Source organism: Collinsella aerofaciens ATCC 25986, assembly GCF_964259375.1.
In the GTDB taxonomy this organism is placed as follows: Bacteria; Actinomycetota; Coriobacteriia; order Coriobacteriales; family Coriobacteriaceae; genus Collinsella; species Collinsella aerofaciens_BO.
Genome location: NZ_CAXVJM010000013.1, coordinates 1 through 19,795, shown reverse-complemented (window position 1 = coordinate 19,795; position 19,795 = coordinate 1). Strand labels below are relative to the sequence as shown.

The following is a 19,795-nucleotide window of genomic DNA, read 5'->3' as shown; positions in this document are numbered from 1 at the left end:
CGCATGGGCAAGGACTATTCCGATATCGCATTCAGGGACGACGGCCGCCTGAAGCTCCTGATCATCGTGGGCACGCGCCCCGAGGTCATCCGCCTGTCCGAGGTCATCAGGAAGTGCCGCCGCCACTTCGACTGCCTGCTGGCGCACACCGGGCAGAACTACGACTACACGCTCAACGGCATCTTCTTCCGCGACCTGGAGCTCGCCGACCCCGACGTCTACCTCGACGCCGTGGGCGCCGACCTGGGCGAGACCGTGGGCAACATCATCGCCGCGAGCTACAGGCTGATGGTCCAGGTCCAGCCCGACGCGCTGCTTATCCTGGGCGACACCAACAGCTGCCTGTCCGCTATCGCGGCCAAGCGCCTGCACATCCCCATCTTCCACATGGAGGCCGGCAACCGCTGCAAGGACGAGTGCCTGCCCGAGGAGACCAACCGCCGCATCGTCGACGTGATCTCCGACGTCAACCTGGCCTACTCCGAGCACGCCCGCCGCTACCTCAAGGACACCGGATGCGCCCCGGAGCGCACCTACGTCACCGGATCGCCCATGGCAGAGGTCCTGCGCGCCAACCTGGGCAAGATCGAGGCCTCCGGCATCCTCTCCGAGCTCGGCCTTGAGCCCAAGCGCTACATGCTCCTCTCGGCCCACCGCGAGGAGAACATCGACACCGAGGCCAACTTCACGAGCCTGTTCACCGCGATCAACGCGCTCGCGGAGAAGTACGACATGCCGATCCTGTACTCCTGCCACCCGCGCTCCCGCAAGCGCCTGGAGGCCACGGGCTTCGAGCTCGACTCCCGCGTGCGCATGCACGAGCCCATGGGCTTCCACGACTACAACTGCCTGCAGATGAACGCCTTCGCCGTGGTCTCCGACTCCGGCACCCTGCCCGAGGAGTCCAGCTTCTTCGCGAGTGTCGGCCGCCCGTTCCCGGCGGTGTGCATCCGCACCTCCACCGAGCGCCCCGAGGCGCTCGACAAGGCCTGCTTCACGCTGGCCGGCATCAGCGAGCGCGGCCTGCTGCAGGCCGTCCGCACCGCCGTCGAGCTCGACGCGGAGGGGTCGCTTCCCGAGGCCCCCGTTCCCGACTACGCCGACGAGACCGTGTCCACGAAGGTGGTCAAGATCATCCAGAGCTACACCGGCGTCGTGGACAAGATGGTGTGGAGGAAGGCTGGGAGGTAAGGCGTGTCAAAGAGGGTCCTATTCATATCGTCCTTCCAGTTCCCTGAGGGCGATGCCGGAGCCACCCGGCTTCTTATGCTGGCTCGCGCTCTTCGGATGCAGGGCTGCGACGTTGAACTCTGCGGTATGGGCGACGAGTCGGTGTTCGATGGCTTTAAATGCCACACGCTCAACCCTTATCCCGATAACAAGTTTCTCAACTGGGCGATGTGGAGGCTGATGGGCCAAAGGGCCGCTTCTTTCGTGCGTGCACACGTCGATGAGTACGATGCTATCGTCTTCTCTTTTCTTCCCGCAAGGTCGGTAGAGGCGATGAAGGCGGCGTGCCGAAGCCGCGGGACGGTCTTTGCCGGTGATTTCACCGAGTGGTTCGAACCCGAGCAGTTCCCGAAGGGCGAGCGGGACGGTGGGTATCGTGATCACATCAGGCTTCTCAAGCAGGCCGTTGACCCTGCTGTCAAGGTCATAGCCATCAGCAGCTATCTCCAGCGCCATTTCGAGGCGATGGGCTGTAACGTCCTGCGCGTCCCCGCCGTCCTCGATATCGAGGAACTTGCGCCGCGCGATATTTCAGTCCGGCCGAAGGGCGAGGTGCGTTTGATGTACGCGGGATCGCCTGCAAAGAAGGACGCGCTCCACATCGTGCTCGCGGCGATAAGCGAACTGTCCGCGGAGGAGAGGGGGCGCCTGCGACTTGACCTGTATGGTGTGACCGATGGTCAGGCGCGCGGACTTATGCGTGACGGTGAGCCTTTGCCGGAGTGCGTTCGTGCTCACGGCCGCGTTCCGCGCTCCGAGATCATCGAGGCGCTGCATTGCAGCGAATTTACCATTTTAATGCGCGACCCCTCGAAGACCTTCGCCCGGGCGGGCATGCCAACCAAGGTGACGGAGAGTCTCGGTAGCGGCGTCCCCGTGATTTCGAATCTAACGTCCGACCTTGGCGAGTTCCTTTCGGATGGCACGAACGCCGTCGTGGTTGATGACTACTCGGCGAGCGCGTGCGCCAACGCCCTGAGGCGTGCCATCGCGCTCTCACCTGCTGAGCGTGCGCGCATGCGCGGGGAATCGGTTTCGACTGCAAGACGATTGCTTGACTATCGCGTCTATTCCAACCAATTGGCCTGCTTCCTGTTTGGCGAGAAAGGATTTTAAGAATGCGCTTAGCCTGGGTATGCAACAAGGCCCCTTTGCCGGTATCGCGAGCCGCCGGGATTGACGGCGGTGTATTCGGCGGATGGCTCGACTCGACCGCGTCGAGTCTCTTGGGCATGGATGACACGGAGCTGCTCGTCCTCTTTCCTGGCGGGGAGGGGGTGTCTGGACATGCAGGAGCCCTGTCCTTCTGCTCGTTCCCAGCGGATGTCCAGCCATCGTGGTTCGCTGAAAGGCTGGAGACCTTCAAGTCTGACGTGGTGCACGTATGGGGGACCGAGGCCCCGCACTCTCTCAAGGCCGTCGAAGCTGCCCGCGAGCTGAGGATCGATGCCTCGACGGTTGTCTCGATTCAGGGCCTTGTGTCGATATATGGCCGATATCACTATGCCGAGGGCGTCCCCGAACACGTGATGCGCAACCCGAGCTTTGGGGATTTCATCCGCCGCACGTCGCTGGAAAAAGCGCGCCTGACCTTCATCCGCCACGGCGAAGCCGAAAGGGAATGTCTCAGGCTTGCCAAGCACGTTATCGGACGCACCGAGTGGGACAAGGCTTGTGCTTACCAAGTGAACCCGAATGTCAAATATCATCACTGCAACGAATCGCTGCGCGACGAGTTCTACGCCGGCGACTGGAATTTGGATACCGTTGAGAGACATAGCCTTTTTGTCAGCCAGTGCTCATATCCCGTAAAAGGCTTCCACTACGCGCTGCAGGCACTTTCCATGCTCAAGGCTAACTATCCAGACGTTGTCCTTTACACCACGGGGGAGACAGTCTTTCGTGACAGTCTCAAGCGCAACCTGGGGCGCAACTCCTATCAACTGTACATCGCGCGCCTTATAGACGAGCTTGGGCTTCGAGATAACGTTAGGTTCCTTGGGCCGCTCGACGCACATGCGATGCGTGATCGCTACCTACGCACGCATGTTTTTATCTCGCCTTCGACTATTGAGAATTCGCCTAACTCTGTCGGGGAGGCGATGTTGCTCGGCTGTCCAGTTGTCTCGTCGAACGTTGGTGGGGTTTCCGATCTGCTCGATCATGGCAAGGAAGGCTTCCTCTATCAATCGAGTGCCCCTTATATGCTCGCCTGGTACGTCAAACGACTGTTTGACGATGATTCTTTGGCTATGGAATTCTCCCATGCTTCGCATAAGCGCTCATCCAAGACTCATGATAGGGACGCCAACCTCTCTACATTGCTTCGCATCTATGAATCGATTTCTTCATGTGGAGGGTCTTTCTCATGAATGAATACGTCAAAAGTGACGCTGTGAGGTACGGTGCCGTTCCGACCTTTCGAGGAGTCGCTTCCGAATATCTTAGAAACAAGACGTTTCGTTGGCAGGTTGCATTCAGGCTTGTGAACTCAACCGGTATCGAAAAGCTGATCGGTGCGCTTCTCTGGAAGACCAATCGCAACCGTCAAAACATTCAGATTCATCGTAGGGCCACGGTGGGTTACGGCTTATATATTGGGCACAACGGTCCCGTTGTCGTAAACCCCACTGCTATCCTGGGCAACAATGTTAACTTGTCTCAGTTCACGACTATCGGAGCTATTGATGGTGCTGCTGCGGTTATCGGGGATAACGTCTATATCGGTCCCGCCTGCTGTCTGATCGAGAATGTTCATATCGGAGACAACGTCACCATAGGGGCTGGGAGCGTTGTCACGAAAGATATTCCTGCTAATGCCACGGCGGTCGGTAACTACGCTAAGGTCGTTAACTTTAATAACCCTGGAAGGTATGTGAGAAATAGATGGGAAGTGCAATAGCAGCATCAGGAAAACGAAGATCTGCCGTGAATCGTAACTCAAACATTGAGTTTCTACGCTTATTGGGCATGGCGTGTATTGTCCTTAACCACTTTCCCTGGGATTACGACTCTCTTTCCTCCGCTTGCTTTCCGGGGGGGGGATAGCGCTGTTCTTGGTGAATTTACTATCCAACTTCGGTGGGCTTGGTGACTGTCTGTTCTTTGGCATCAGCGCATGGTTCTTATCTGAGGAGATCCAGGGACTTGGGAAGAACGTCAAACGCGTCTGCACGCTCGAGGCGCAGCTTTTGTTCTATGGGACAATCCTATTTGCGACAACGTTGGCGACTCAATGCGCAGAAGGAGGTTCTTTCTCGCTGGGCGGTTTGTGCCACGCTTTGTTTGGTGCTTTCTTTCCCTTGATGTCTTCGCATTGGTGGTACACAACGAGCTATGCGATTTTCCTGCTGCTCTGCCCCTTTTTAAACGAGGGGCTTCGTTCGTTGGACAAACGGGCACATTCGCTTCTTTGCTTTGTCCTGTTGCTTCTCTATTCTCTGTTCCCATTTTCTTTTCTAAATGGGTTAATTCGATTCGATATGTCCTATTCAGTTTGGCTATTTGTTTACCAATACGTATTAATAACCTGTCTTCGATGGCATTATTCAGAGTTTCTACTGAATGGGCGCCTGGGAAAACGATTGTTGGCATTGGGACTTGCGTTGGGAATCGGGACACAGGTTCTGTTTGGGTTTCCGTTGCTGATTATGGGCAAATCTATGCTTAGTCATCAGCTTTGGCTTAATACACCGGCGTGCCTTCCCCCGATGTTTCTCGCGCTTGGTGCGCTGACAATCGCATCAACGAAAAATCCCCGGACTAATCTGATTATCAATAAGGCGGCTACCGGCACGCTGGCCGTTTACCTTATTCTTACTGACACGGTAGCATCTCGTCTGATCGGCGGCGCCGTGGGCTCTTTGGGCCTGAATGGCATGGCGTATATGATGTTCTCGCTGGCTGTGGCGATGGGAGTATTCGTTTTTTGTATTCTCTTTGATCTTCTACGCCAAAGGCTTATGAGGCCCTTTTGTTCGATGATAAACAGAGCTGCGGAGTGGGTTATCGTGCTTCTGCACGAGATAGCAATGGCTACTTATGGGAAATGCTTGCGGTTGGGAAGGGACTAGCAAATAGTCAATTTCAGTATTTGGGAGAAACATGAATAAACAACGTCAGTCAAATTTCGAGCTGCTGCGTATTGTTTCGATGATTTTAATAGTTTTGCATCATTTGGGTTACTATGCGCCGGCTACCGCTGACGATCCCATTAAGACGGGTGTTTTATTGCTTCTTGCATGGGGGGGAAGCTCGGTGTAAATCTGTTCATTCTGATATCTGGTTATATGACAGCTTGCTCGACCTTCAAATCCAGATCGCTGTTGCGCGTGGTATTTGAAACAGTGTTTTATTCAGTAAGCATTCTTTTGCTTTATCTGATCTTTAATCCAGCTGTTGTTGACAGCGGCTCTAACGTTGTCAAGTCTTTCATTCCTTGTATTAGCTCAATGTATTGGTTTGTAACTTCATATATCGGCATGGTTATTGTTAGTCCGGTCTTGAGGCTACTATTGAATAAGCTCAGTCAAAAGCAGCTTTATAGATTTTTAATTTTCATGTTTGTCCCTTTGTCGGTTATTCCGACGTTTACCCATATGGATTTTATTGTTAATGGGTCTGTATGGTTCGTTTATCTATATCTAATTGCTGTATATATTCGTCTTTGGGGATTTCGTGGTCTAGGCGCCTGGATTATAGACTGATTGGCATTTGCTTTGCCGTCATCTATATATCCAGCTTTGTAATATCTTGCGCTTGTGGAGTTCGCAAGATGCCCCTTACTGCAATGAACTCGATTTTCATGCTGTGCATATCCGTTTGCGTGTTTAGAGCTGCATCGGAACTAAAAATTGGTTCAATCCTTTCTATCAATATGCTGGCATCTGGTTCTTTCGCTGTTTATTTAATACATGAAAACTGGCTGGTGAGAAAGACGTTGTGGCCGTCTCTTGCCTCGATCTATAGTTCTCCCTCTATCGTGTTGCTATTCGAGGGCATTCTTTTCACCTGTGCGTTATATGTTGCTTGTGTTCTATTGGATCTAATGAGACAGAGGTTTTTTGAACAGCCTTTGTTTAAATTTATCGACTCTTGTTTCGTCGGACGTATGCTTGATTCATTTGATGAATGGGTTAATTCAATCGAAGGTGAATAGTCCGGTAAGGCAGAAATTACTTATCGGATTGAAGGAAGTGCGAATTATCTTTCGGGGCATCGCTGCCGGTCGGTGCCCCGGTGCCGTGAAGATTATTTCGCAAATTGTTTTATTCGGCCAGCAGTGGGTGGGCCCCGTCCTTCTGCAGAACTCCGCGAGGTTGCATGCCTGCGGGTCGAACCCGTCGCCCTTCTCCGCGGTCATCTCCTGGAGCGCCGCGTCTATAATCTCCTGTAGGTCATCGTGTCTCTCGTTCACCTCTATGGTTCTCCTAACGCCGGCGTGTTGGCGCCATCAGCGTAGTGGCGGCGGGGAGGCGCGGTGGCCATTATTCGGTAATCGGGATTGGTCAAAATCGTTTGACTATCAGTGGCTAAAATCGCCCGGCGCTAACAGTGCCTATTCCAATCCGCATGTTGTTAGGGATGCGCAGGTCCTTGTTCTGCAATTGAGTGCTTGCTAAAACTGGCCTTTTTGCTGTTTAGCATTGACTGAAAAGGGAATAAAGTTTCCTGCCCATCGCGAATTGGCGATGGGGTGCGCTACTGCCGTCAATATAGCAAACGACGAAATTCCGACGTTCGCAACATTGACGCCAGCGTTGCCTGCGGCTAGCCGGATAAGGGCTTCGATGGTCTTAAGTGCCAATTCCTCGCTTTCGTCTAGTATGCCATAGGCAAGCATTGTTTTAGGTGGCCGCGAAAGCGTTGGTTGCACTTGCTGCGCCTTTGATTAGCCTGTCCGGGGAGGGTTAGCCGCCGCTTGTTGATCCGGACAGGTTGATTTATTTGGGGGTATTTTGGCCGAGTTCGATATTGCTCGTATTCCTCGATATAGTTCCAAAAGCTCATATGCCCATTTTGATTATAGGGTTTCTTTTGCCGAAGCTCAGACCAAGATCCTAGATCCAGGGTACGTTTCCGACCACGCGTTCTACCCTTTAATTTCCAACGAGATCATTACTGTTCGGTATCGTGGAGGTAAGCGAAGCTACAAGGTTCGCAATATCGCTTATGCCTCGCATTTTGATCATCGCGTCTTCCAGTACTACTCTTATCTTTGGTCGGACTTATATAACAAGAAGGCTATTGCCGAAGAGTTTAATGAGGTTGCCGTAGCATACCGCTCTTCGCTTTCATCAGACAGCGCCGTAACTGCTGCCAGCAATATTTCCTCAGCTAAAAAGGCCTTCGATTATATACGCGAGCAAGATTCGGCTTTTGTGGTTACGGGTGATTTCGAGAGCTTCTTCGACAATTTAAATCATGCTCATTTAATGACGTCGTTGCGTTCGTTGTTTCCCAGTGGACGCTTGCCGGACGATCATTATCAAGTCATTAAAAATATCCTCCACTATTCGTGCTGGCCTATTGATGATTTGGCTGCTCGACATGAATTGCCATGGCCAGCAATCGATCCTACTCGGGAGAAAATGATCAGCGAAGCAGCTATCGAGCTTCGGTTCAAGTCTATTCGCGAACTTAATAAGCTGGATGTTATCTTGCCAAGGTCTGAGTTTCTTGCAAACAAAAGTAAGGTCATCACCAGGCCGTGGAAGCGAAAGGGCGTTGCTCTGGGCATTCCTCAGGGTCTTGCTGCAAGTGGAGTGCTCGCTAACATCTATATGGCCGATATCGACATGAAAGTCAGGTTTGCCGTTGAACGGGTTGGCGGCTTGTATCTTCGTTATTGCGATGACTTTATTATTGCCGTTCCAAAGTCTGGCTTTGATGCACTTGTAGACGCCATCAATCTAATGGCCGATGTCGATTCCGTTAAACTGCAGCCTGATAAAACCATGGTGTTCCGGGTTGATGGCAACGGAGTTGCTCAGCTTGATTTTGAAAGCGTTCGTGCTGGTAAGGTCTATTCGTACTCTGATGCACATCCGGCGCAGAACGTCAGTTTCCTGGGGTTTGACTTTGACGGGCGCGTTGTAAGACTGCGACAGTCTACGGTTGGAAGGTACCACAAGCGTCTCCGTAAGGCGGCCACTGCGATTGCGCGTTCTAATCAGGGGGAGGGGAGACATGCGTCCAAGAAGCGCGTCTCCGCTCTGTATCAACATTACTCGCCGCTTGGTATTAAGGGGAGAAGTTTGTGCCCATCGGGTGATGCCGGCCTTTCTGCATTTTCGCTCTATGGAAACTTTCTTTCCTACGTGGCAAGAGCCCAAAAGGCGTTTCCAAATGATCCGATTGCCCCTGATGAGGCCAAGATTTACAGGAATATTAAACGCTTGAGTGCTCGGGCATTTTGCTGCTATAGCGCCGATCGATTTCGACTACAAATAGACAATTAATTAAACCAATTAGTAGTTGCCCTTAATCGTTGCCCCTGCGGGGCTTCGCCTTACAACTTTTCAATGTCAATTGCTTGATATTCTGTTCACTAATAAAGAATGACCGGTGGGGGGCGTTATGCACGATAAACCATGGCTTACTCCTGAACAACAGATTGAGCATTTGGAGCGTAAGGGCGTAGCGTTCAACTTGATGAGCAAACAAGAAGCTCTGAGTTATTTAAAACATAACAATAATTATTTCAGGCTCCGGTCGTATAACGTTTAGTATGACGTAAGAAATGCTGTGACAGGACTTAAGCTCCAAGATGTGAATGTTAAGGCTGAGCTATCAAACGATCGGCTACAGCATATTGCGACTACGTTGTACCTTCACAGCACTATGGCTTCAACCGGGGTAAGGAGTAATAAAGGAAAACAGCTGCGCAGGCTAGCTGAAAGAATGTATCGCAACGAGAGCTACTATCTTCGTAATGACCAAATAAGAACTGGTTTCGCATTTATTAGCGGCCTGATTAATGGCTGGTTTGTGAATTAGAAAATAGTCTCTTTTGGGAACAAGACTATAGCTATAATACTCACTCACAATACAAAGAAGGTTGATACCTTCTTATCGGGGACGCATCCACTGGGTGTGTCCCCGTTTTCTTTTGATTGAGTAAGACGAACTGTCTGTTTGAGGCGGGGAACTCCTCATGAGTCCAGCGTTTATCGTTGTGCCCCGATTATTCAATATCAATGTTGGTATGCGTTTTTGGGCGTGATCGCTATTACGTGCGGGCGCTAGGGCCGGCGTGGTCCTCTGCAAAATTCGATGACTATATTTCAGTCAGTTCTCTTATTAGGTTACAGACGGTTGTTTCTATTGAGCTTCCAGAGGAAATTCATGGGGTTCTCTTTTGCCTTGGCTTCTCGCAAGAAATCTGCGGATTGAGATGCAACGGCCCCTATGCCGGCAGCCCCGAGGATGGTCATGACATCACAAGGTGATGCGACTCCGTATTGCCCCAATGTAAAGCTTGCAATTCCGATAGCGGCTTCAATGCCTGCGGAGGTGACTAATCGGGATCGTTCGTTTTTCATCACCAAAGATATCTTGTGAAGCTCGGGCTCTATTAGGTCGTTCTTTAGGTCAGTTAATGTTGAACTGTCGATGGGCCTTTCGCTCAGGCCTTTGGACAAGGTATCCCTAAACACAAGAAACGACTCTTCGTTTCTAATGCGGCAATCAAGGATGCTACGTAACGTCGCATTTTCAGCAATGGGGAGGGGACAAGATAACCGGCGAATGGGTAGGGTCTGATCCTTTCGAGGATAAAGGGTGGAAGTTGCGGACTCGAGGAACTCAATCTGAGCAGGACGAGTGGTTAAATACGAGCTATTCGAAAAATAGGGATTGACGAGGGCTTGAAAGCAGTCGTCCAACAATGGCAGTAAGATAGTCAAGATGCCGCCGTTCTCCAGCATGTCCCTATCCAATCGCGTTTCACCTTGGCTTGCATAGAGCGATTCGTATTCAGACGGGATTACCCGGAAATCGACATCCATCTCCTCATGGGACCCATATGCATCCATTCCCTCAATCGCTACATACAGATTCCCATCCGGTGCTTGTTTTAAAGTGCACGTGGTAGAGGAACATAATTGTCGTACGAGATCATCCCAATAAGTCGATATCAATCCTTTTGCTTTTGACTCTCTTTCGATTTGTCGCACTAGGCAATTTTCGCAAAGAGGAATGTAATTGCTCGAAAATCCGAGTATTCCAGCTTTGACTATGTCTTCGACTCGCATGGTCAAATAGATCCCGAATGCAAGTTCATCGACTGAGACATAATCATCGTGCGCCATTTCGAATGCCGAATCTATAGGACAATGAATCAGGGTTTTATCTGCATACAATGCTGAGAACTTTGCCAAATGGTAAATGTTTTGCTCTCGACAGGCATAGTCAGTGCAGGGGAATTTGCCTCCTTCAAGGGTGGAGTCAACAGAAAAATTGAATAGGGATTGATTTTCGATTTTATCGATTGGGATAAGGGGTGCAAGGCCCCCAATAAAGGCGTCGAACCTATTTTGCCCCAGTTCTTCTAGGTACGCATTTATTTCGGCAAGAGAGCTGTTCTTGAATGCGGCTAGATAAGAATAAAGGTCATCGTATGCATGAGTCGTCATTTCGCTCACCTACACTAAATCAAAGATGAAAAGAAATTTGTCGAGCTTTTGGTTGTAGGAAATGTCCGTCTTTCCATCCTTGATTCTATCAGCAACGGGGAGGCAAGGAGGCAGGAGCTCGGCAGCCTATACTCGACCGTTCAGAAGCGCGTGTACGAGATCCTGTCGTGACGCGCGAGCAGATACGAGAAGGGCTGACGTGGGGTGTGGCCACGCTGCTGGCCGCGCTCCTATGCCTTTCGATTTCGCCACTCGTGCTACTGTTTGCGTTTGTATGGCGTTTGGGCAAAAAATTAGGGCCGAACCGCCAAACGGCTCCGCCCTTATAAAACCCGGAGGTTTTGACATCTGATGCCATTTTGGGCGAGCGGACGCCCAGGTGTCAACGATTTTCTAGACAAAGTCGAAATGCGACACGAGCGCGTTGTTGCGCGCGTAGAGGTGTCGCGCAAACTCCGGGAGCTGCATAGTCTGCAAGTTGCGTACGGGTATGCGGCTCAAGCTTGCGAGCGACTCTTGATTTGATATGTCTTAGAGCATATGATCATAAGAAAACTCTGATATTCAATTCAAAAACAACGATAGGATGTTGAGGACAATGCTTTGCCAGTTCACCTTTAGGAACTACAGGTCCTACCGCGACGAGGCGGAGCTGTCCATGCAGGCGACGCCGATGAGGGAGTTCGAGCGTTCCCTCATCGAGTGTACCGACGGGCAGAGCTTCCTGCCGGTGGCCGCGGTGTACGGCCCCAACGCCGGCGGCAAGTCCAACCTTCTCGAGGCCCTCGACTACGTGCGATCGGCGGTGGCCAGGCCGGTCTGGCTGTTGTCCGCCCGCGCCGACGCGCCCGAGGGGGAGCGCCCCACGATGGCTCGCTGTTCGGCGTTCGCGTTCGACGACGTGTCGGTCGCCGAGCCCACCGAGTTCGAGCTCTACTACCGCGCAGGCGAGCACGAGTACCGCTACATCCTGTCCGTGCACGCCGACGAGATCGTGTCCGAGGGGCTGTGGCGGCGCAAGCTGGGCGCATCGCGCACGGCGATGCTGTTTGAGCGCGAGGGCGCAGAGGTTGACCTCGGCCCTACGCTGCGCAAGCTCGCGACGGCCGCGACGTTCAACCCGAACCTGCCGTACCTGTCGTTCCTCTGCATCAACTTCGACGCGCCGGTGGTCAAGGAAGCAGCCGGCTGGTTTCTCGGTGGGGTGTTCCTGAACTACAACAGCTCTTATCTGGAGCGGGCGCTCGAGCAGATGCTCGACGAGGCAGACTCGCCCGAGGTCACGCGCTTCCTGCGCGCCGTGGACGTGCGCATCGGCGGCTTTAGGGTGGAGAAGGCCCCCGAGGGGCGCGGCCAGCGCGTCTTCGTGAGGCACGACGTGGATGGCAGGGGCTATGAGCTGCGGCTGCCCGAGGAGTCGGCCGGCACGCAGAAGCTCATGGGGCTGGCGGCGTTTTTGCTGGCAGCGCTCGAGCGCGGCAGCACCGTGATCGTCGACGAGCTGGATGCCAAGCTGCACCCGAAGCTTTTGCGCTACGTGATCCTGCTGTTTAAGGACCCCGAGGTCAACAAGCACGGCGCGCAGCTCATCTTCTCGTCGCAGGACGTGTCCACCATGCGAAACGACGTGTTTCGCCGCGACGAGATATGGTTCGCAGCGCGCGGCGAGGGGGAGGCCAGTCAGCTGTGGTCGCTCGCCGACATCCACGAGGCCAACGGTAACCTGGTCAGCAAGAACGCAGCCTTCGACAAGCAGTACCTGTCGGGCCGTTACGGCGCCGACCCGTACCTCACCCGCATCGAGGAGTGGGACTAGCATGGTGGCGAAGAAGGCGAGGGACTGGCGCAGCGGCAGGCGCGAGGGCCGCTCTCGCATGGTCCAGATGACGCGCCACCTCGTGGTGAGCGAAGGCAAGGAGACCGAGCCCCGCTACTTCGAGGGCGTGCGCGCGGCGCTGGATGCGGCGAACGGCCGCAAGGTCTCCATCGTCGTCAAGGGAACCGGCAAGCACACGCTCGACCTGCTCGGCTTCGCCGTCGAGCACTGCCGCTACGCGCCAGAGACGTTCGACCACGTGTGGCTCGTGTTCGACAAGGACGACTTCCCAGCGGCAGACTTCGACGCGATGGAGCGCAAGTTCGCCGAGCTCTCCGACGGGTCGAGGACGTTCCATGCGCTGTGGTCGAACCCCTGCTTCGAACTGTGGCCGCTCCTGCACCTGCGCTACACGTCGGCTCCGATGTCGGCGGCGGAGTGCCAGAGGGCGCTGTCGCAGGCGATGTCGAAGGGGTTCGGCGTCGACTACCGAAAGAACATCGACGGGCTCTTCGACCTCGTCGAAGAGAATCGCGAGGAGGCGTTAGCGAGGGCCGCGCGCCTGGACGGCCACCACGACAGCCTCGGCAACATGAGGCCCTCGGACCGGAACCCGGCGACCAGGGCCGGGGACATATTCGAGGAGCTGGGGCCCTACCTGGGGTGAAATAAGTTTCGAGAGCGAAAGGAGCACTCGCATGAACAGTCGCCATCGTGACCTGCGAAGCGCTCCTTGAACTTATCGATTCCCCTCATGATCGCCTCCAAGCACTCGGGTCATAACGTTCTCGATTTCGCCCGCGACGCGCGGGCCGTCTCTCTCGTCGACGGCTGCGGGATTCCTCAGGAGAACGCGGCGGTCGCGGCGCTTCTCTTCATGAAGCGATTGACCGTGGCGGTGGGCGTACTAAACTAACGCTACATAACAAAGCCTTTGGGCTTATCGGGGCGGGATTGCGCAAGCGGTTCTGCCCCGTTTTCTTTTGACATCTGGCTGCCGAAGGATGTAATTTCGGAAGTGCGGGGAAAAATCGCAAACCTTCGAGCACAACGCGATTTTTAGGAACAAAACCGCAGGTCGCGGAAGCGTAAAACGGGGGTCTGGTCAGCATTTCTTCGATTTTCCCCGCACTTCCGAATTTGACCGCTTGCCACACCCCGATTACGTCTCAAAGTGCCGCAAAAAGCCGTGTTCCTGCTTGATTTTGCTCAGGAATTATGCCTGAGGGGTAGCGGTTCGCTATTCTGGGCCGTGCGCCGGCGCGTGCAGGGCTCTTTGGCTCGGGCGAGAGTCTAAAGGATGAAGTTGGCATTCAAGGTTCTAAAGGCCGATTTGGGAGATTCGTGGTTATTGGATTGACGGCCCCCGAGTTCTCCCTTAAAGTAACTGTTGTGATGAGGCCTTGCGACGGTACGTCCGGCTTGGTCCGTGGGAACCGCCGAAAGGCGGTTTTCGCGTTTAAGGGGCCCATATGGATAAGCCATTTAAATCTATTGCCGAGCAGATTGCTATTCTTGAAAGCCGTGGGCTTGAATGCGATAACGATACTCGTTTAGTTCTGGAGCGTGAGGGATACTACCCGGTTGTTAACGGCTACAAGGATTTGTTTCTCGACGAACGGGGAGACCCCGGCCAAGAGCTTTTCGTTACAGGGGCCAAGTTTTCTGATATCTATCGTTTATTCGAATTCGATCGAACGTTGCGCCTGCTGATGTTTGAGTATTTTAACAAGGCGGAGGCAGTTCTTAAGACCGTCTGCTCTTATCGGTTTGCTATGGCTCATAAAGATACCCCAGAAGCATACCTTGACAGAGAATCCTATCGTGCTGATGCCGGCTATCGAAAAAAGATCGACACGCTTATCGGTGATTTCGAGAAGGTACTATGTAGGTCTAAAAAATGGAAAAGTGATTATAAAAGGGACTACATTCGTCATTACGAAAATAATCACGACAATACGCCTGTATGGATTCTTATGAATTATTTGATGCTTGGTCAGGCATTCAAGTTTTACGAGTTCCAGCCAGAAAGTATGAGAAATTCCATTGCCAAGTCGTTTTCTGATCTCTATTCCGAGACGCATGAAGTCGATAAGCACATCAGCCCTCGTAGGCTAAGACTTGCATACGATCACATTAAAGATTTTCGAAATATCTGCGCGCATGACGAGCGTCTGTTCTGCGCTAGGGTATCTCCATCTTGCGATGTCAATTTGGTGGGTGTCTTAGGCGATCTTGAGCTAGTGCTAACTGAGGACGATTACAAGATGCTACGTCGTGAAATACTGCTTGAAACTTTTAAGTTAAGTGACTCACTCAGCGGAGATGCCAGTGCAAGGGTTCTTTTTGCTATGGGTGTCAATGATTTACCGAGCGTGTTTCCTAAGGAAATATTAGGGTTGTAATCGATGTGTGCGATTTGATGCTTGCGTTGGTGGAAACCTTACACCATCTCCTTGTGATGGTGTAAGGTGTTGTGCTGCAATACAAAAGCTTTTCGGGAGCTTTAAGGGTGACGCTTTCAATGGAGAGTGTTGCCCTTTTTATGAGTTTAATGATGCATATTTAGACGTTTTGATAATGAGGTTGCGCGAGATGCCCTGATATACCTCGTCAGTCAGGCGTGAAGTTGGGGCGTCATATGTTTGCTGCCAATAATTGAATTGACCCCTTGGTACCCGGGCGATAGAGTAGATAAGCGGTATTGACGCAGTCAACCTACGGGCCTGCGTCCTGCGGAGGGGCGGCTGTTCCTTTGGATGGCCGTCTCTCTTCATTATGCTCATGATAAGTAACTCTATTAGGCCAAGGTCGGCAGACGTAAATACGTTAATGACATCCCAATGGTTTGGATATCATTAGCGTTATCTGACAGAGAATGAGTTTTAACGGTGTATTAGGGACTAGTGTGAGTGCAGAAGATATCAGGCTTACCGATGAGGATGATGGGAAGAAATGCCACAATCATCACCTTATAGTGATTGGCAACGGCTTCGATCTTTCCTGCGGTTTGGCGTCTTCGTTTAAAGATTTCTTTGAGCCTCGGATGAGAGTCGTCGACTCACTTGTTTCGGAAGAGGGCTCTTGTGATTATGAAGCCATCAAAGCGAGAGGCCTGACTGCTTGGGATCTAATTCTTAGAAGCCGAAAGGACATGGAGGCAAGAGCCTTCAATGTGAATTGGTGCGACGTCGAGACGGCTATTGCCAATGTGTTTGGCATCAACCTGCCCGAGGACGGCATCGACGATGAAGGCGTTATGATATCCGACTATGCCGTCTCGTTCGGTTCTTTGCAGGACTACCTATATCTGGCAGATGAAGTGAACACTCTCAATGCAAGTGACTATATCGAGAATCGGGTCGATGAAATCGAACGGCTTAGAGACGGCATCGATGATGGCGATCAAGGGGTTCTATCGGAGCTGGGCATTGAAGATTCAGGGGACTCGGATGCCTCAGAGGTATATTCCGCTTTATTCAGAGAGGGCTCTCATCTTTTGGGACATAGGCCCAATCCTTGGACCGAACGTGTGGAGCGCTATCTCGCTTGTGAGTACCCTCAGGTCCTTAAGGATTCTGAGGGGCAGTTGTCTTCCATCCTCATGACGGAACTTGAGCGTATGGAACATTGCTTTAATTGTTATCTCAAAGATGAGGTTGCCTGCAAAGATGGCTATTCGGATTGTTCGGATAACTTAATGCAAAAGCTGATTAAGCATACCTTGGTGGTCGATGGTATGCCCGATGATGCAGTGACTGTTCTCAACTTTAACTACACGTCTCCATATCGGTGGCTTAAACAGCAGTTTGGGGATGCCGCTCTTGTCAATATCCACGGCACGCTTGACGATGAAAGTATTTTCGGAATCGACGGTTCCGGCAATTTGGATGATCGGGATATCCTCCCGTTTACCAAGACATATCGTGTGTTGAAGTCTGCTCGAGGGGTTCCAAGCGGCTCGATTGCTTATCCTTCGCAAAGGGGAGGGGATGGTCTTGAGACATCTTCGATAGTCTTTTTTGGCCATTCGCTTTCGCGGGCCGATTATTCTTACTTTGAGTCCATTTTTAGCACGGTGGATTTGTATAGCGGGCATACCATCCTGGTCTTCCTATACTCAAACTACGCCAAGGGTGTTCGCGAGTCAGAGGTGGCCAAAGTGCTTGCCCTCCTTGATTACTATGGCAGTTCGCTCGGTATTGCTGGACATAGCAACAATCTCGCGCACAAGCTCATGCTGGAGGGCAGGCTCGTCGTTCGGGAGATTTAGGTCGATTTGCCTATGTCGGAAATGGGTCGGCTCTGAAAGTAGCCGCTGCGGTATGATGTCCTAGATGAAAAATGAATGCCTGTTATAGGCCATCGTTTTGCAAGGGGGTTCCTTCCAAACGGAGGGCATCCCCTAGTTTAATTTAGATGGAAATTGGGATGAACGACTGCGTTATCAATCGTCGCCTTGTTGGGCCGCTTGAAGTTACGGTAAGATGTTTTCAGTGATACAGTCGCCGTGGACTCTAAGTGAGGCGGAGACAAAGAAGGGTCGTTGTTCGGTTTCCGGCAACGGCCCTTTGACGTTTCCGCGACAACTGGATGTTGTCGCGGATGCCTTCATTGCTGCGTGGGCTTTCGATCTGGGTCAGTAATTCCAGAAGTATGCGGTAAATTTCGGAATTCCTGAGCACGCTGCCCTTTCGCGCAGAGAAACCGCAGGTAGACATGTTGCGGCATCCCGGTGTGCTCGGCAAGTTTTGAATTTGCCTCATACTTCCGATTATTGGTGGCTTCAGAGCGGATTTTTAATGGCTCATACAGGTTTTGGTTGCATAACTTTTCCGCAATGGCGTATTTAATGCGAGCCTCCAGTCTCTTGCCGTAATATAATTACGGCAAGAGACTGGAGGCTCAAATGCTTAAGCGATTTACTGTTGATGGATACAGGAATTTTCCGGTTCCGGTTACGTTTGATTTCTCTGCTTCGCGTGATTATCAATTTGCGGAAAACAATGTACGCCTCGGAATCGTGACGAATGCGCTTCTTATCGGAAGAAATGCATCTGGCAAATCGAACTTCGGAGCATCATTGTTCGATATAACTCTTGGGTTTTCGAAGCAATTGGATTTTTCTGATCAGGAAGACCGTTTGTATTTAAATGCGGACTGCGGTCGAGGTGCCGCTCGCTTTACCTATGATTTTGAATTCGACGGTCGTGAGATTCGCTACCGCTATGAGAAGATTGCTCCACGGGCATGGCTTCATGAGAGTCTCGCAATCGATGGTGAGTGCATCTTTGATTTTAATAATTACAAGGGAGTATTCGAAGAAAAACACCTTGATCGAATCGGGGCCGATGGGGTCAACTTTGAGTTCTCCGACTCCTCCTTGAGTCTTCTGGCATACATTACGAGTAGCCTTCCGACTGACGTTTTAGGCGTTTTGGCCGAATTGCGACATTTTGTCTCGCGTATGAGGCTGATTCGAATGGACGACGTTCGCGTAAAAGGCATCGAGACAAGAAGAGTTATAGACCGAATCATTCGTGAAGACAAAGTCGCTCATTTCCAGTCGTTTATTCGCGACTTTGGAATTGATGAGAACCTTGTTGTTGTTAAAGAGCCCGACGGAACGCCCGTTCTCTACTTTGATCATCCCATGCGATACATTCCGTTTGTAGAGGCGTGCTCAAGTGGCACTAGGACCCTGGTCAAGCTTTTTTCGGAGCTAGAGCTGAAGGAATCGGCAAGCTTTCTGTTTATTGACGAGTTTGACGCTTTTTGCCACTTTGAGATGGCTGAGAGTCTTCTAAAGTTTTTCGCATCTAAGACGTCCTGTCAGATTTTGTGCTCGACGCACAATACTTCGCTTGTAAAAAACGGTGTCATGAGGCCTGATTGCGTCTATCAAATCTCTGCAAAAGATGGCATTCGAACGTTGGCTGACTCTACGGAACGTGAGCTGAGGCTTGGAAATAACATAGAGAAGCTTCTTCGCGCTGGAGAGTTTGACTAGTCATGTACAGCTCGTCCGAAAAGAACATTCTGCTCATTGTCGAAGGTGCCAAACGCGAGCCTAAACTTATGCGGCGATTATTTGAATCATTTGGGCTCGCGGACGATTATCAAATTGTTCCTGTCGAGATTAACGTTCATGATTTTCTTGATAAGCTCTTTCAAGAATACGACTGTGATTTTGACGGGCTTGAGCTTGTGGATTTAGTCGCTGACTTGCTTCCGGATAAGCGCAAGGCGGCGCGACTGCTTGAAACTAACTTTACTGATACCTTGCTCATATTTGATCTGGACCCTCAAGATAATCGACACGATTTTAAGCGTCTGCAGAATATGCAGGATTATTACTGCGATAGCACTGATATGGGTCAGCTATTTCTTAACTATCCGTCGATCGAAGCATACCGCGATTTCGATCCGCTCAAATACCTATCATTGGAAGATGCCGTTGTTCCTCCTGAGGTCATTTCTGGTCATCCGTCTTACAAGGAATGGGTCGCTCGAAGAGGAGATTCGCTTGCGGATATTGGGCGGCTAGATGGTTATACCTTCGCAGGCGTAATAGCCGTTCATGCTGTGAGGGCTCTAGGGATAACTAACGAAAAAAAGACTGACTTTGATTTGGAGCGCGCCGATGATTTGGCTGAGATGGCCGCCGGGGTTAATCATTCTGTGCTCCTAAAAAAAGAGATTAATCGTCTTAATAATGATATGCTTTGTGCCTGCTGCACCTGCCTTTTCTTTATTGCAAATTGGCCCAAGAGGCTGAATGACATTTGGGGCAAGGCAACTATGCGGGGCTTGGGTATCCGTTTGTTCTAAAAGTTTTCCTTCGACTCTTTCCCGAAGTATGCGGCAAATTCCGGAACCCACGAGCACACCGCCCTTTTTGCGCAGAGAAACCGCAGGTAGAGGCGTTGCGGCATCCCGGTGCGCTCGGCAAGTTTTGAATTTGCCGCATACTTCCGGTTTTTGCCTCGGTGGCAGGGCGTTTCCACTCATATCCTCGGCTAGATAATGGACAGAACTGAGTATTTGCTCGTCTGAGCACCGGTGATTATTGCGAATCGGCACCGTTGATATTGCGGAATGGCACCGGGGGCGG

Annotated in this window: 17 protein-coding genes; 15 read left to right on the top strand and 2 right to left on the bottom strand. The window is 51.7% G+C overall.

The features are described 5' to 3' along the window. The first annotated feature begins 3 nt into the window (after positions 1-3). From wecB to ACEXKH_RS06820, 7 genes are all read left to right on the top strand, one after another. Positions 4-1,191 (top strand): non-hydrolyzing UDP-N-acetylglucosamine 2-epimerase, encoded by a 1,188-nt coding sequence (gene wecB, locus ACEXKH_RS06850; RefSeq protein WP_373573580.1) that lies wholly within the window; start codon positions 4-6, stop codon positions 1,189-1,191. Between the two features lie 126 nt (positions 1,192-1,317). Beyond that, positions 1,318-2,346: a glycosyltransferase gene (locus ACEXKH_RS06845; RefSeq protein ID WP_373573579.1), complete on the top strand. Its 1,029-nt coding sequence runs from the start codon at positions 1,318-1,320 to the stop codon at positions 2,344-2,346. Positions 2,347-2,462: 116 nt separating this feature from the next. Then, a complete protein-coding gene (locus ACEXKH_RS06840; protein ID WP_373573578.1) occupies positions 2,463-3,602 on the top strand; it encodes a glycosyltransferase family 4 protein in 1,140 nt (379 codons plus the stop codon). Further along, positions 3,599-4,132 carry a serine acetyltransferase gene (locus tag ACEXKH_RS06835; protein WP_373573577.1) on the top strand — a complete coding sequence of 178 codons (534 nt, stop codon included), beginning with the start codon at positions 3,599-3,601 and terminating at the stop codon, positions 4,130-4,132. Before ACEXKH_RS06840 ends, ACEXKH_RS06835 begins: the two co-directional genes overlap by 4 nt. A 157-nt stretch (positions 4,133-4,289) precedes the next feature. Next, positions 4,290-5,303, top strand: a complete 1,014-nt coding sequence (locus ACEXKH_RS06830; RefSeq protein WP_373573576.1) for an acyltransferase family protein — start codon at positions 4,290-4,292, stop codon at positions 5,301-5,303. Between the two features lie 31 nt (positions 5,304-5,334). Continuing rightward, on the top strand, positions 5,335-5,493 hold the full coding sequence (locus ACEXKH_RS06825) for a hypothetical protein (RefSeq protein WP_349090465.1): 159 nt from the start codon (positions 5,335-5,337) through the stop codon (positions 5,491-5,493). A 511-nt stretch (positions 5,494-6,004) separates the two neighbouring features. After that, entirely contained in the window at positions 6,005-6,388 is a 384-nt protein-coding gene (locus ACEXKH_RS06820) for a hypothetical protein (protein ID WP_373573575.1), read from the top strand. Between the two features lie 459 nt (positions 6,389-6,847). On the opposite strand, the gene ACEXKH_RS06815 is transcribed toward ACEXKH_RS06820, so the two are convergent. Further along, on the bottom strand, positions 6,848-7,105 hold the full coding sequence (locus ACEXKH_RS06815; protein ID WP_373573574.1) for a hypothetical protein: 258 nt from the start codon (positions 7,103-7,105) through the stop codon (positions 6,848-6,850). A gap of 82 nt (positions 7,106-7,187) precedes the next feature. On the opposite strand from ACEXKH_RS06815, the gene ACEXKH_RS06810 reads away from it, so the two are divergent. Beyond that, on the top strand, positions 7,188-8,690 hold the full coding sequence (locus tag ACEXKH_RS06810; protein WP_373573573.1) for a reverse transcriptase domain-containing protein: 1,503 nt from the start codon (positions 7,188-7,190) through the stop codon (positions 8,688-8,690). 846 nt (positions 8,691-9,536) lie between these two features. On the opposite strand, the gene ACEXKH_RS06805 is transcribed toward ACEXKH_RS06810, so the two are convergent. Next, positions 9,537-10,865 carry a hypothetical protein gene (locus ACEXKH_RS06805; protein WP_373573572.1) on the bottom strand — a complete coding sequence of 443 codons (1,329 nt, stop codon included), beginning with the start codon at positions 10,863-10,865 and terminating at the stop codon, positions 9,537-9,539. A 658-nt stretch (positions 10,866-11,523) separates the two neighbouring features. On the opposite strand from ACEXKH_RS06805, the gene ACEXKH_RS06800 reads away from it, so the two are divergent. From ACEXKH_RS06800 to ACEXKH_RS06770, 7 genes are all read left to right on the top strand, one after another. After that, entirely contained in the window at positions 11,524-12,681 is a 1,158-nt protein-coding gene (locus ACEXKH_RS06800) for an AAA family ATPase (protein ID WP_373573571.1), read from the top strand. A 1-nt stretch (position 12,682) separates the two neighbouring features. Next, positions 12,683-13,348: an RloB family protein gene (locus ACEXKH_RS06795; RefSeq protein ID WP_373573570.1), complete on the top strand. Its 666-nt coding sequence runs from the start codon at positions 12,683-12,685 to the stop codon at positions 13,346-13,348. Between the two features lie 87 nt (positions 13,349-13,435). Continuing rightward, positions 13,436-13,597, top strand: coding sequence for a hypothetical protein (locus ACEXKH_RS06790; RefSeq protein ID WP_349090448.1), 162 nt, complete (start codon positions 13,436-13,438; stop codon positions 13,595-13,597). A gap of 556 nt (positions 13,598-14,153) precedes the next feature. After that, on the top strand, positions 14,154-15,086 hold the full coding sequence (locus tag ACEXKH_RS06785) for an Abi family protein (protein ID WP_373573569.1): 933 nt from the start codon (positions 14,154-14,156) through the stop codon (positions 15,084-15,086). Positions 15,087-15,589: 503 nt separating this feature from the next. Further along, on the top strand, positions 15,590-16,954 hold the full coding sequence (locus tag ACEXKH_RS06780) for an AbiH family protein (RefSeq protein WP_373573568.1): 1,365 nt from the start codon (positions 15,590-15,592) through the stop codon (positions 16,952-16,954). 636 nt (positions 16,955-17,590) lie between these two features. Beyond that, positions 17,591-18,691: an AAA family ATPase gene (locus tag ACEXKH_RS06775; protein ID WP_373573567.1), complete on the top strand. Its 1,101-nt coding sequence runs from the start codon at positions 17,591-17,593 to the stop codon at positions 18,689-18,691. A gap of 2 nt (positions 18,692-18,693) precedes the next feature. Further along, entirely contained in the window at positions 18,694-19,512 is an 819-nt protein-coding gene (locus tag ACEXKH_RS06770) for a hypothetical protein (RefSeq protein WP_373573566.1), read from the top strand. The last annotated feature ends 283 nt before the right edge of the window (positions 19,513-19,795 follow it).